The sequence below is a fragment of the Pseudomonas sp. ML96 genome, from assembly GCF_000761545.1.
Taxonomy (GTDB): Bacteria; Pseudomonadota; Gammaproteobacteria; order Pseudomonadales; family Pseudomonadaceae; genus Aquipseudomonas.
On the sequence record NZ_JPMY01000003.1, the window covers coordinates 228,984 to 242,314 of the forward strand.

Annotated in this window: 9 protein-coding genes; 1 reads left to right on the plus strand and 8 read right to left on the minus strand. The window is 65.2% G+C overall.

All coding sequences use genetic code 11. The features are described 5' to 3' along the window. The first annotated feature begins 130 nt into the window (after positions 1–130). On the plus strand, positions 131–2,872 hold the full coding sequence (gene acnA / locus IP89_RS02795) for an aconitate hydratase AcnA (protein ID WP_043307498.1): 2,742 nt from the start codon (positions 131–133) through the stop codon (positions 2,870–2,872). 59 nt (positions 2,873–2,931) lie between these two features. Here acnA and IP89_RS02800 read toward each other — a convergent pair whose 3' ends face one another. From IP89_RS02800 to IP89_RS02835, 8 genes are all read right to left on the minus strand, one after another. Next, positions 2,932–4,374, minus strand: coding sequence for a mannose-1-phosphate guanylyltransferase/mannose-6-phosphate isomerase (locus IP89_RS02800; RefSeq protein ID WP_043307500.1), 1,443 nt, complete (start codon positions 4,372–4,374; stop codon positions 2,932–2,934). A 66-nt stretch (positions 4,375–4,440) separates the two neighbouring features. Beyond that, complete coding sequence (locus IP89_RS02805) at positions 4,441–5,553, minus strand: mannuronate-specific alginate lyase (RefSeq protein WP_043307601.1); 1,113 nt, start codon at positions 5,551–5,553, stop codon at positions 4,441–4,443. A 5-nt stretch (positions 5,554–5,558) separates the two neighbouring features. Then, complete coding sequence (locus tag IP89_RS02810; RefSeq protein ID WP_043307502.1) at positions 5,559–6,209, minus strand: alginate O-acetyltransferase AlgF; 651 nt, start codon at positions 6,207–6,209, stop codon at positions 5,559–5,561. Between the two features lie 17 nt (positions 6,210–6,226). Next, on the minus strand, positions 6,227–7,381 hold the full coding sequence (locus IP89_RS02815; protein ID WP_043307503.1) for an alginate O-acetyltransferase: 1,155 nt from the start codon (positions 7,379–7,381) through the stop codon (positions 6,227–6,229). Positions 7,382–7,393: 12 nt separating this feature from the next. Further along, positions 7,394–8,887 carry an MBOAT family protein gene (locus IP89_RS02820; RefSeq protein WP_043307505.1) on the minus strand — a complete coding sequence of 498 codons (1,494 nt, stop codon included), beginning with the start codon at positions 8,885–8,887 and terminating at the stop codon, positions 7,394–7,396. A gap of 66 nt (positions 8,888–8,953) precedes the next feature. Next, positions 8,954–10,375 (minus strand): alginate O-acetyltransferase, encoded by a 1,422-nt coding sequence (locus tag IP89_RS02825; protein ID WP_043307507.1) that lies wholly within the window; start codon positions 10,373–10,375, stop codon positions 8,954–8,956. Beyond that, the gene (algG, locus tag IP89_RS02830; RefSeq protein ID WP_371261931.1) at positions 10,372–11,859 is read right to left on the minus strand and encodes a mannuronan 5-epimerase AlgG; all 1,488 of its coding nucleotides are present in this window, start codon (positions 11,857–11,859) and stop codon (positions 10,372–10,374) included. Before algG ends, IP89_RS02825 begins: the two co-directional genes overlap by 4 nt. 73 nt (positions 11,860–11,932) lie before the next feature. Then, positions 11,933–13,303, minus strand: coding sequence for an alginate export family protein (locus tag IP89_RS02835; RefSeq protein ID WP_256203092.1), 1,371 nt, complete (start codon positions 13,301–13,303; stop codon positions 11,933–11,935). Between the last annotated feature and the right edge of the window lie 28 nt (positions 13,304–13,331).

Here is a 13,331-nt window from a genome sequence, read left to right on the forward strand (position 1 = left end):
GGGGGACTCTCCTCAGGCCGCGCATGATAGCGAAGTCGGGAACCCCCGGCGCGCCCAACCTGTCCAGACCAATGGCAGGAGCTGGCCTGACGGTCTAGTTTCACTAGTTCAATCGAACAGGAGTGCAACCATGCCCTCGCTGGATAGCCTGAAAAGCCGACGTGAATTGCAGGTGGGCAACAAGACCTACCACTACTTCAGCCTGCCGGAGGCCGCCAAGAGCCTCGGCAACATGGACCAACTGCCCATGTCGCTCAAGGTGCTGCTGGAGAACCTGCTGCGCTTCGAGGACAACGCCACGGTCAGCGCCTACGACATCAAGGCGATGATCGACTGGCTCAAGGAGCGGCGCAGCGACCACGAGATCCAGTACCGCCCCGCGCGGGTGCTGATGCAGGACTTCACCGGCGTGCCGGCGGTGGTCGACCTCGCCGCGATGCGCGCGGCCATGGCCGGCGCCGGTGGCGACCCGCAGAAGATCAACCCGCTGTCGCCGGTGGACCTGGTCATCGACCACTCGGTGATGGTCGACAAGTACGCCTCCGCCGCCGCCTTCGAGCAGAACGTCGACATCGAGATGCAGCGTAATGGCGAGCGCTACGCCTTCCTGCGCTGGGGCCAAAGCGCCTTCGCCAACTTCAGCGTGGTGCCGCCGGGCACCGGCATCTGCCACCAGGTCAACCTGGAATACCTGGCGCGCACCGTGTGGACCAAGGACGAGGACGGCGTCACCTTCGCCTTCCCCGACACCCTGGTCGGCACCGACTCGCACACCACCATGGTCAACGGCCTCGGCGTGCTCGGCTGGGGCGTGGGCGGCATCGAGGCCGAGGCGGCCATGCTTGGCCAGCCGGTGTCGATGCTGATTCCCGAGGTGATCGGCTTCCGCCTCAGCGGCAAGCTGCGCGAGGGCATCACCGCCACCGACCTGGTGCTGACCGTGACGCAGATGCTGCGCAAGAAGGGCGTGGTGGGCAAATTCGTCGAGTTCTATGGCGACGGCCTGGCCGACCTGCCGCTGGCCGACCGCGCCACCATCGCCAACATGGCCCCGGAATACGGCGCCACCTGCGGTTTCTTCCCGGTGGACGACATCACCCTCGGCTATTTGCGCCTGTCCGGCCGCCCGGAGGACAGCGTGCAACTGGTGGAGGCCTACGCCAAGGCCCAGGGCCTGTGGCGCGAGCCCGGCCACGAGCCGCTGTTCACCGACAGCCTGGAGCTGGACCTCGGCGAGGTCGAGGCCAGCCTGGCCGGGCCCAAGCGCCCGCAGGACCGCGTTCTGCTGTCCAACGTGCCGCGCACCTTCGACGAGCTGGTCGGCCTGCAGCTCAAGTCGCCGCCCCAGGAGGAAGGTCGCCTGCTCAGCGAAGGCGGTGGCGGTGTCGCGGTGGGCAACGCCGCCCTGGTCGGCGAATCCGACTACCACTACGAGGGTGCTACCCATCGGCTCAAGCATGGCGCTGTGGTCATCGCCGCCATCACCTCCTGCACCAACACCTCCAACCCCAGCGTGATGATGGCTGCCGGGCTGCTGGCGAAGAAGGCAGTGGAGAAAGGCCTGCAGCGCAAACCCTGGGTGAAGAGCTCGCTGGCACCCGGCTCCAAGGTGGTCACCGAGTACTTCAAGGCCGCCGGCCTGACCACCTACCTCGACCAGCTCGGCTTCGACCTGGTCGGCTATGGCTGCACCACCTGCATCGGCAACTCCGGCCCGTTGCTCGAGCCGATCGAGAAGGCCATCCAGCAGAGCGACCTGACTGTGGCCTCGGTGCTCTCCGGCAACCGCAACTTCGAAGGCCGCGTGCACCCGCTGGTGAAGACCAACTGGCTGGCCTCGCCGCCGCTGGTAGTGGCCTATGCCCTGGCCGGCAGCGTGCGAGTCAACCTCGGTGAAGACCCACTGGGTACCGGCAAGGACGGCCAACCGGTGTACCTGCGGGACATCTGGCCGAGCCAGCGGGAAATCGCCGAGGCCGTGGCCAAGGTCGATACCGCCATGTTCCGCCGCGAGTACGCCGAAGTGTTCGCCGGCGACGCCCAGTGGCAGGCCATCGCCGTGCCCCAGGCCGCCACCTACGAATGGCAGGCGGACTCCACCTACATCCAGCATCCACCGTTCTTCGAGGGCATCGCCGGCGAGCCACCACATATCGGCGACATCAAGGATGCCCGGGTGCTCGCCCTGCTTGGCGACTCGGTGACCACCGACCACATCTCCCCCGCCGGCAACATCAAGAAGGACAGCCCGGCTGGCCGCTACCTCAGCGAGCACGGCGTGACACCGGTGGACTTCAACTCCTACGGCTCGCGGCGCGGCAACCACGAGGTGATGATGCGCGGCACCTTCGCCAACATCCGCATCCGCAACGAGATGCTCGGCGGCGAGGAAGGCGGTAACACCCGCCATGTTCCGAGCGGCGACAAGCTGGCGATCTACGACGCAGCCATGCGCTATCGCGACGAGGGTGTGCCGCTAGTGATCTTTGCCGGCAAGGAGTACGGCACCGGCTCATCGCGCGACTGGGCGGCCAAGGGCACCAACCTGCTCGGGGTAAAGGCGGTGATCGCCGAGAGCTTCGAGCGCATCCACCGTTCCAACCTGGTCGGCATGGGCGTGCTGCCGCTGCAGTTCCAGAACGGCCAGGACCGCAAGAGTCTGGGCCTGACCGGCAACGAGCGGATCAGCATCAAAGGCCTGGATGGCGCCGAGCTGCGCCCGCGCATGACCCTGACTCTGGATATCCAGGCAGAAGACGGCAAACGGCAGCAGGTCGAGGTGCTCTGCCGCATCGATACACAGAACGAGGTGGAGTACTTCAAGGCCGGCGGCATCCTGCACTACGTGCTGCGCCAGCTGCTCAAGGAGTAACCTTCGGCGAGATGAAAAAGGGCGGCCAGTGGCCGCCCTTTTTCATTCACGCAGCTGACTCAGCCAACCGAAGCCGACTGCAGCTGGGTGCGCCCGTAGACGTCCTCGAGGCGCTCGATATCGTCCTCGCCCAGGTAGCTGCCCGACTGTACTTCGATGATCTCCAGCGGGATCTTGCCGGGGTTGGACAGGCGATGCACCGAGGCGATCGGGATGTAGGTCGACTGGTTCTCGGTGAGCAGGAACACCTTGTCGTCACAGGTCACCTGAGCCGTGCCGGAGACCACGATCCAGTGCTCGGCGCGATGGTGGTGCATCTGCAGCGACAGCTGCGCGCCGGGGCGCACGGTGATGTGCTTGACCTGGTGGCGATTGCCGTTGTCCACCGAGTCGTAGCTGCCCCAGGGGCGGTACACGGCGCAATGGCTCTGGGTTTCCTGGCGGCCCTGGGAGTCCAGCACGTTGACCAGCTTCTTCACGTCCTGCACGGCGTTCTTGTGGGCGATCATCACCGCATCCTTGGTCTCGACCACCACCACGTCGTCCATGCCGATCAAGGTCACCAGCTTGGAGGTGCCGTGCACGAAGCTGTTGTGGCTGGAATGGGTCACCACGTCGCCCTTGAGCACGTTGCCGTCGCTGTCCTTCTCGTGCACGTCCCACAGCGAGGACCAGCTGCCCACATCATTCCAGCCGGCGGCCAGCGGTACCACGCAGGCGCGGCTGGTTTTCTCCATCACCGCGTAGTCGATGGAATTGTCCGGGCAGCACTCGAAGGTACCTGGGTCGATGTTGACCACCCCGTCCACCGCCTTGCTGCGCTCCAGGGCCAGCACGCAGGTGTCGTAGATGTCCGGCTCGTGGCTGCGCAGTTCGTCGAGGAAGCGGCTGGCGCGGAACAGGAACATGCCGCTGTTCCAGTAGTAGCCACCGCTACGCACGAACTCGCTGGCGCGCTCGTGATCGGGCTTCTCGACGAATTGCTGGACGCGATAGGCGCCCGGCACCAGATCGTCGCCCTCCTCCAGACGCGCCGCTTTGATGTAGCCGAAACCGGTTTCCGGGCTGTTGGCTGGAATGCCGAACAGCACCATCTCGCCTTCGTCGGCGGCGATGCGCGCCAGCTCCAGCGCCTTGCGCAGGCCCAGTTCGTCATCGATCACGTGATCGGCCGGCAGTACCAGCATCAGCTCGTCACGGCCCTCGGCGAGCAGTTGCAGCGCAGCCATGGCCACCGCCGGTGCGGTGTTACGGCCGAAGGGTTCGAGCACCATGCTCTGCGTGGTGATGCCGATCTTGGTCAGCTGCTCGTTGACGATGAAGCGGTGTTCGACGTTGCACACCACCAGGGGCTTCTGCATGCCGTCGAAGCTCAGCCGCTTCAGCGTCTGCTGAAACAGCGACTGCTCGCCGGTAAGGGCGAGGAACTGCTTGGGGTACATCTTGCGGGACAGGGGCCAGAGGCGTGAACCGCTACCGCCAGAGAGGATTACCGGAATCATGGTGTTTCTCCTTTCAAATCTCTGTCGTTCCCGGGCCAAGCCCGGGGTTGCACATCAGGGCCGAACTCAAGGCAGTTGCCCGGAAAACAGCTGGGTCAGGTCGCCACCGAGCCGGTAGGTGCTCAGTGGCTCGATCGAGCGTCGCCACGCATTGGTGCTCTGCGAGCACGGATACAGCGCGCAGTAAGGCTCCAGCCAGGCAAACCGGCTGCTCTGTTGCAGGTCTACATCTGCCTGCTCATGGCCGGTTTTTTGTTGGAATTTCTGTGGGTCGCGGAGGCCGTTCTCCACGTTCTTGACCAGGCGCAACATGGCGCCATCGTTCTCGCCACGCAGGTCGAGGCCATTGGCCTTGGCGAAGGCGGAAACCATCAGCAGCGGCGCGATGCTGTAGTTGTGGTAGGACAGCGCGCGGGTCTCGCGCACCAGCTCGCGGGGTAGATAGCCGTCATTGGTTATCTGATCCACGCCGCGGCGATATTGTTCAACCGACCAGTCGAACAGATCGCGACGATCGAGGGCCACGGCGCTGGCCATCACCGACCAGGCCGCCCAGTAGTTGTGGTTGTTGCTGCGCTCCTTGGGATAGGCATTCCAGTCGCTCACCACCTTGTCGGCCAGCTTGCCGAACCAGGCCTCGACCTTCTGGCTCTGCGCGGCGTGGGCCTTCAGCGGCTGCGAAGTGGAGAACTTCAGCTGCAGGTAGGCGCCCGCCAGGCTGCCCAGGGTCCATTTGCGCACCGACATGCCGGTATGGTTGTGCTCGTCGTTGAGCAGCGCGCCGGCATCGGCCCAGCTCTCCAGCCAGTCCATGGCGCAATCGACCTCCTGCGGGCGGCCGTACTTGAAGTAACGACCGACCATGCGATTGACGCCCATTTCCATCTCGCGCATGTCGCCGGTGAGCTTGAGATAGCGCTGCTCGGCGCCGCGGTTGAGCTGGTCACGGGCCTTGCCCGAGCCCTCGTACTTGCTGGGGAAATTGAGGCTGCCGGTATACGGCTGCGGCGGCTTCTCGCACTCGCGCGGCTTGCCCTCCGCCTCGGGCGCTGCGCGGTAGTAGCCGGTTGGCGCCACCAGAGCCCCGGAACTCGCCGAACCACCCTCGTGGCTCGGCGAGCAGCCCGCCAGCAGTGCGCTCAGCACTGCGACGGACAGGCCCAGACGCGCCGGCATCACTCGCATCACTCTGCGCCCGCCGGGCGCTGTACCCACACCGGGGTCAGGCTGGAGCCGCTGCCGGTGACGTAGAGGGCAGCCACTTCACCGCGCTCGAGCACGACCTGGTTGAGGTCGCTGACCTTCTTGTCGCCAGCGAACAGCGCCAAGCGCACCTTGACCGGATTGATCTCGCGGTCGCCACGGCCCTTGCCGGCGACGGCTGGAACGACCTCGGTCTTACCATCGGCGGTCTTCAGGGTCACCGGGGTATCGGACAGGTTCTGCACGCGCACCAGGGCCTTCTGGCGGTTCTTGAAGGCCGGGTCCTCGACCAGGTTCAGGTTGCCGCCGGGCATCTGCACCAGGGTGTAGTACTGGTTGGCCTTGAGGTCCACCGGCAGGCTCTTGCCCGCGGCACTGGCGCTGTAGCTGCCGGCCGGGAGGAAGGAGAAGTCGCTGCTGCCGCGCGGCGCCACGTCCTTGATGTTGACCGAGCCGAGGCTCAGGTTGAGCTCCGAGGAGCCGGCGTTGTAGGCGCGAACGAAGGCCGAGCCGGCCGGTGCGGTCGGGCCGTAGAGGCCGCCCTCGTCGGCATGGGCGAGGTTCATGGCGGCCGCGAGGCTAAGGCAGCCCAGTCCCAGGGCCAGCTTGCGAAGGGTGGTTTGCATGGTCATCTTCCTTTCGTGAGTACTTATTGGGCCGCCAGGGATTTGGCGGGGCCTTTCGCGGCCAACTGGTTGGCCGGTGCGTGGCCGGAGCCCAGCTGGGCCAGCCATTGCGGATCGAATTCGCTGAGGTCGCTGGACAGGGTCAGGTAGCGCTCCGGCACCTCCCACAGCACCAGCTTGAGGCCCTGGGTCTCCTCCTCGCCCTTGGCCAGCAGGCGCAGCATCGGCACCAGCGGGCCGTGGCCGTCCTCGGCGTAGTTGTAGAGGTCGGTGCCCAGCGCCTGGCGCAGCGCGCCGAGGAAGTTCCACTTCGGATTGGCGCTGTAGCTGGTACCGACCAGAGCGATCTGCGGTGCGCTGTCGCCGAACAGGTCGCCACCAGCGCCCTCGTCACTCTGTTCGGTCACGCGTTTCTCCAGGGGTTCCTTCGCCGGTTGCATGGCGGCGAAGTACGGGTCGAGCGGCAGGTAGCTGAGCAGGTCGCCCTTGTGCGTCTCGCTGCCGACGCGACGGGTCTCGTAGCTCAGCGCACCGCTCTGCCACAGGTTGCGCTGCAGCAGGTCCTCGGCCACCGCGCGGGCGGCCAGGTCGGCGCCCAGCGGCGTCCAGTGGGTGTCGGTGCGCAGGAACACCAGGCCCTGGCTCTTGCCCGCATCGAGCACGCTGAACAGGTCGGCGCCCTGCAGGCCTAGGCCCTGCAGGCGCTGCCGAGCCTGCTCGTACAACGCCTGTTGCTGGGCCACCGGACGCTGCTCGGCGACGAACTCCGGATACAGCCGCGCCTTGGCCGGCAGCAGCACGACCTGCAGCTGGATGCCACGACGTTGCAGCTCATCGCGCACGCCGGTGATCAGCTTCCAGTTGTCTTCGACCTGACTCGGCTTGATCGCCGGCTTGAACTCTTCGCTGGTGAACAACCAGCCCTTACGGCCGATCACCACGCCCGGCCGGCCCTCGCCGAACAGGCCGTACTCCAGGGCAGCCCAGGCATTGGTGCCGAGTTCCTTGACCGGGAAGCCCTTGTCATAGTGCTTCTCGATGGCGTGGGTCAGCTTGCCGTTGAGGAAGGTGGTTTCCGAAGCTGCCGAGAAGCGGAACAGGTTCGGCAGCGAAGCCAGCGACAACGCCGCGAGCACCACGACGAAGGTCAGGCTGTAGAGAATGTGGATGGTGCGCATGTCGGCTCCTCCTCAGAACTGGAAGTACAGGAAGGGTGAAAAGCTTTGCGCCGACAGCTTCAGTACCGAGGCGACAAACAGCAGCAGGACCAGCAGGCGGCCAAGCGCGACCGCGTAGGCCGGGGCCACGCCGGCGGCTACCGCAGTGGCGCCGCCCAGCGGGGCGACACTGCCCTCCTCGCCGGCCTTGGCCTTGGGTGCGCGGCTGGTCAGCGGATTGGCGTAGAACTGGCGGATGCCGAAGAAAGCGATCACGCCGTAGGCCAGGACCAGGGTGGCGATCTGCAGGCTGGTGAGCTGCGCGACAGTCAGCTCGGACAGCCCCCAGTCGGAGAACTCGAACATGGCCGAATACATGCGCCAGGCCACGTCGAGGTTCTCGGCGCGGAAGATCACCCAGCCGAGCACCACCAGCAGGAAGGTGAAGGCCCATTTCAGCGGGTTGATGGTGCGCGGCGCGGCGTCCGTGCCCAGGGCGCGTTCGATGGCCAGCCACATGCCATGCCAGGCGCCCCAGATGATGTAGGTGAAGTTGGCGCCGTGCCACAGACCGCCCAGCAGCATGGTCAGGAACAGGTTGCGGTAGGTCTGGAAGGTGGTACCGCGGTTGCCGCCCAGGCTGATGTACAGGTAGTCACGCAGCCAGGTCGACAGGCTGATGTGCCAGCGCCGCCAGAACTCGGTGATCGACTGGCTGATGTAGGGCTGGTTGAAGTTCTCCATGAAGCGGAAACCCATCATCAGGCCCAGGCCGATGGCCATGCTGCTATAGCCGGCGAAGTCGAAGTACAGCTGCGCGGTGTAGGCCACGGCGCCGAGCCAGGCCTCACCGGTGGTCGGGTCGGACAGCGCGAAGCAGTGGTCGGCAATCGGTGCCACGCTGTCGGCGATGAACACCTTCATGATGAAACCCTGCATGAAGCGCGTGCAGCCCTCGGCGAACTTGTCCACCGTGTGGGTACGGTGGTTGAACTGGTCCACCAGGTCGCGGAAGCGCAGCACCGGGCCGGCGATCAGGTGCGGGAAGATCGCCACGAAGGCCGCGAAGTCGATCAGGTTGTGGGTGGCCGGCGTATCGCCGCGGTACACGTCGATGATGTAGCTGATCGACTCGAACACGTAGAACGAGATACCGATCGGCAACAGGATATGGGTCAGCACGAAGGGGTCCATGCCGAAGGAGCTGACCACCATGTTGAAGCTCTCGACCCCGAAGTTGGCGTACTTGAAGTAGCCCAGCACGCAGAGGTCGACCACCACACCGAGGATCAGCCAGCGCTGCGCGGCCTTGGTCCGCACGCCAGCGGCGCCGATACGCAGGCCGATCCAGTAGTTGAACACGGTGACGCCGGCGAACAGCGCGAGGAAGTCCACCCGCCACCAGGCATAGAAGATGTAGCTGGCGACCAACAGCAGCAGGTTGCGGTAGCGATTACCGCTCAGGTAGTACAAGCCGAGGAAGATCGGCAGGAACAGGAACAGAAACACGTTCGACGAGAAAACCATCCTAGCTTCTCCTGGGAATGGGTTTGCCACCGGCCGCCGCAGCGACCGGGCCGGAACAAGGCAGAATCAAGGGTTGCTGGCGACGTGCTGACGGCCGCCGCTGTCGCGGCGCTTGCACACGGTTGCCTCCACGGTGAGGCCTTCCGGCATGTTTTCGGGCGCTTCCATTTCCAGGCCCATGAGGGTCAGGTCGGCCCAGTCGTTTTCGTCACGCAGCTCGAACAGATAGCGGCCACCGGTATCGATGCGCTCGCTCTGCTCCAGCTTGTAGCCCTCCTTGCGCCCGCTGAAGTACCAGACGGTGCTCTTCGCCTCGTGGATGGCCGGGTCGCTGAAGCGCACGTCGATCATGTGGTCGGCGCTGCGCAGCTCCTTCAGGCCACTGGTGCCGTTGAGCAGGATCTGGTTGTTGCCCGGGTGCATCTTGACCTTGGCGGTCATCAGCGCCGGCTGGCCGACGCAGCCGTTGTCGACCATCGGCACCGCCTGGCGGTAGAAGTCGCGTAGCGACATGTCGTAGTGGGTAGCGAACTCCCAGACCACCACCTTGGGCGGGTTCTTCTGGAATTCCTCGCTGGCTAGCAGCTGCAGCATGGCCGCCTCGTAGCCGCCGCCGGTAACGGCCATGTTCATCACCGACACGCCGCTGTACTGCTCCAGGTAACCGGCGAAGTTGTAGGCAACGCCGCTGTTACTGGTACCAACCAGCACCACGTCGGGGCTGGACTCGTCGCCGAACAGGCTGTCGCCGGAGCTTTCGTCCGCCGGCTCGGTGGTGAAGCGGTCGACGTACTCGGTGTCGTAGCTGTTGTTGCAGATCTTGCCTGCGGCTTCGCCGGAGCTGCCCGGACTGCCGAGGATGCCGACGCGCTTGGTGACGAACTCCTTCTTCGGCATATCGGCGTAGGCCGGAATCTGCTTCAGCACCTCGGCCGTCAAACGGGCCGTGTCCTTGGCACCGCGCGGGGTCCAGTGGTGGTCGTCCTTGAAGAAGAAGTCGGTCTGCTTGCCCTGCTCATCGAACAGCGGCGAGTAGTCGGCCGCCCAGATCCCCGCCTTGCGGAAGTTCTCGATGGTCTTGATGTAGTTTGCCTTCGCCGTCTCGTAGTCGAACTTGGAGTACCACTCGGGCGTCAGCTTGTTGCGTACCACCAGGCCCTTGGTCGGCTGGAACACGATCAGCAGCTCGGTGCCACGCGCCTTCAGCGCGTCGCGGAAGCGCTTGAGCTGGGCGTAGCCCTGCGGCGTGGTGCCGATGTCGGTGCGCAGGTCGTTCTTGGTGCGGAACAGCCAGCCGTTCTGCCCATCGATCAACATGCTGTGGAAGTCGAGTTCCTTGGTGTTGTAGTTGGCCGGGTTGTGCGCCGCCGGGCACAGGCCGTCGATCAGTTCGATGTCGTACTGGGGAAACTCCGCCGCGAAGGCGGTCGATGCGGACAGCAGCAGGCCCAGCGCCATGCTGCCGCGAGCACTTGGAAACAGGCTCATCGTGCGGCCTCCATGTCCTTGCCGAGGTAATCGATCAGTACCGGTTTGTCCTGGCGCACCATCAGGTCGAGGATCTTGTCCTGGAAGGGGCCGAGGATGCCCGGCAGAGTGATGCCGGCGCTCTTGGTCGGTGAGAGCATTTCCACGCGGTAGAGCTCGAGGCTCAGGGGCGAATCCACCCCCATCGGCCCGGAGGCGTTGGCCACCAGCTTGCCGCCAACGATGAGCATGGAGATGTTGGTCTCGAAGGGGTCGAGGAGGATGTCGCGGTCGGTGTTGCTGAGGTCCTTCACGTGGCCGTAGACGCCCAGCTTGCCGTTGGTCACCACCAGGTTCTCGTACAGCTTGACGTTCATGCTGTTGCGCACGCGGATGCCGTGGCGCTGGTTGTTGTAGGCCTTGTTGCCCCACAACAGGTTGTTGCCGCTCTCGTAGATGGTCACGCCGTCGGACTTGTTGCGGTACGTCTCGTTGTAGGCCAGTACGTTGTTCACGCTGCTACGGTCGATGACGATGCCGGACAGCTCGTTGTCGTAGGAACGGTTGTTGAAGATCCAGCTGTCGTTGACCTCGCGCGAGATGATGATGCCGTGCTTCTGCTTGGTGCCGTAGGCGGTGTTCTCGGCGATGATCAGGCGGCGCGAACGGTCGTGCGGGTCGATGCCGTAGACCAGGTTGTTGCGGTAGGTGTTGCCACGGATCACCACGTCGTCGGCCTCGTAGCAGTAGAAGCCGTACCACATGTCGTCCCACATCGAATTGAGCAGCCAGCCGGTGGGATGGCCGCGCTTCATCTTCGGATGCATCGACGGGCTGTACTGCGAGATCGAGAAGCCGTAGGACTTACTCTTGGTGTAACCGAGGCTGGAGATGGTCGAGCCGACGATGTAGGTCTCGGTGCCCCCCCAGGAGTTGATGAAGGGACGGAACTCGCCCTTCTTGGCGAACCAGTCCTGCTCCTTCTTCGCCTCGTTCCAGGCGGTGACGCGGGTGTCGGTGACGAACAGCTTTCCGTCGTTGACGATGAACGCGCCGCGGTCCTTGGACAGGCGGAAATCCTTGGTCGCCTGGTCGATGTGCAGGGTCGCGCCAGGCATCACCACCAGCGGCAGGCGCAAGGTGTAGATGCCCGGTTCGGTCTCCTCGAAATAACGCGGCTGCAGCGCCTTGGCCAGGTCGGCCGGGGTGACGTAGCCACCCTGGATGACGATGGCCTGCGGCATGCCGCCCTGGCGGCTGACCCACTCGCGCAGGCGCTGGTCACCGCCGGTGAACTCGCTCAGCTGGTCCATGCCGATCATGCGTTGCAGGCCGATGCTGCCGGCGGGCTTGCGCTGGATCTTGGCCTGCACCGCCTCGGGGGTGTAGGGCGTCAGGTCCGGCAGCTTGGGCGCCTCCATGTGCAGCGGCTCGGCCGGTGCACTACTCACCCGATAGTTCTCGGGCGAGGCCTCGGTATTCACCGCCTGGGCGCTGCCGGCCATCGCCAGCCAGGCGCAGAGGCCAAGCCCGACGCCGCGCGGCCAGCTGTGATTGCACTGGTTCATGCTCGCCTCCTCAATAACGCCAGATCACGTCGAGCATGACCCGGTGCATGCTCGAATCGGTGCCACTGCCAAAGGCATCGCCAGGGAAGAACACGCCGCCGCGCAGGCGTACCAGGGCCGAGTCGGCCTCGACCACGCCCAGCTCGCTGCGATCGAAGTAGCGGGTCAGCACCAGGTCGACTTCCTGGCCGAGGTCCTTCTCGCCCGGCTCCAGGGCCACGTTCAGGCCACTGGCGCTGTCCGCATCGTCGTCCACGCGCCAGAAGCGGTGGTAGACCAGGCTGGCGTCATACTGCTTGTCCATGATCCAGCTGCCGAACAGCGACGCGGCCTGCAGGTTGTTCAGCTCGCCGCGGTAGGCCTCGCCGAAGCGGTGCACGGTGGAACGGGTGCCGGTGAAGCGCGCGCGGTTGCTCTGCAGGTCAGTCTGCATGAACTGGTCGGAATCGCCGTCGCTGTCGCCACCGCCGCTGGCCCGCGACAGGGTGCCGCCGACGCGCCAGCTCTCATCGATGTTCCAGCGCAGGCCGAGGTCGACGGCCCAGCCATCGACGTCCTGATCGCGGCTGCCCACCGCCAGGCGCTCGCCGCTGACGTTGCTGGTCTGCAGCAGCTCGGCGTCGCCTTGCATCACGGTGGCGGCGGCCCAGTAGTTGACCGGCGCGGTGCTACGCGGATTGAAGAAATCGCCGTTGAGTTCGGCACCCAGCCAGGTGATGTCGCCGGTGTAGGTCTTGCTCAGCTCGTCGATGCGCTCGCCGGGCTTGGGCAGGCTGCCGTTGTCGCGGCTGTGGTGCAGCTTGAGGCCGGCCCAGTGGCCCGGACGCCACTGGGTGGAAACGTCGGCCATGAAGTGCTGGCGATCCTCGTCCTGGGGCGCCAGGTCGTCGAGGTCGGTGCGATAGTCGCTGAAGCGCTCAGCGACGCCGATGTGGGCGTCGAGCAGCGTGGTCTCGAAGTTCCAGCGCAGCGCTTCGATGTTGGTATCCCACCACAGGCCATCGTTGGCGCGAATGCGCTGGCGACCGAAGCGCAGCGACTCGCCGGGGTAGGAGGTCAGGCCGCCGTAGTCGACCCAGAATTCGTGCAGCGCGAGGAAGTTCTCGTCGCGCTCGCGGGAGTCGGAAGAATCGATGGTGTCGCCGTTGACCTGGGACGACTCCAGTACATCGCTGGCGACGAAGGCCTCGCCGAGCACATAGCCCGACCAGTCGCCACGCGTGCCATAGACCCAGGGCCGGGCGCTGAGGCCGACGCCGTTGAAGTCGCCTTCGTCCTGGGTGCCCAGGTCCAGATCTTCGGTGGACTGGGCGGTGAATTTGAAGTTGATGCCGTAATCGAAGCTCGACGCTTCTTCGGCGCGCACGCCACTGACGGTCAAGGTCCCACTGGCCGCAATGACGACACTG

Excerpts from the sequence above, each read along its gene's own strand:
- acnA (WP_043307498.1), top strand. The coding sequence starts at position 131 with ATGCCCTCGCTGGATAGCCTGAAAAGCCGACGTGAATTGCAGGTGGGC.
- IP89_RS02800 (WP_043307500.1), bottom strand. The coding sequence starts at position 4,374 with ATGATTCCGGTAATCCTCTCTGGCGGTAGCGGTTCACGCCTCTGGCCC.
- IP89_RS02810 (WP_043307502.1), bottom strand. The coding sequence starts at position 6,209 with ATGACCATGCAAACCACCCTTCGCAAGCTGGCCCTGGGACTGGGCTGC.
- IP89_RS02815 (WP_043307503.1), bottom strand. The coding sequence starts at position 7,381 with ATGCGCACCATCCACATTCTCTACAGCCTGACCTTCGTCGTGGTGCTC.
- IP89_RS02820 (WP_043307505.1), bottom strand. The coding sequence starts at position 8,887 with ATGGTTTTCTCGTCGAACGTGTTTCTGTTCCTGTTCCTGCCGATCTTC.
- IP89_RS02825 (WP_043307507.1), bottom strand. The coding sequence starts at position 10,375 with ATGAGCCTGTTTCCAAGTGCTCGCGGCAGCATGGCGCTGGGCCTGCTG.
- algG (WP_371261931.1), bottom strand. The coding sequence starts at position 11,859 with ATGGCCGGCAGCGCCCAGGCGGTGAATACCGAGGCCTCGCCCGAGAAC.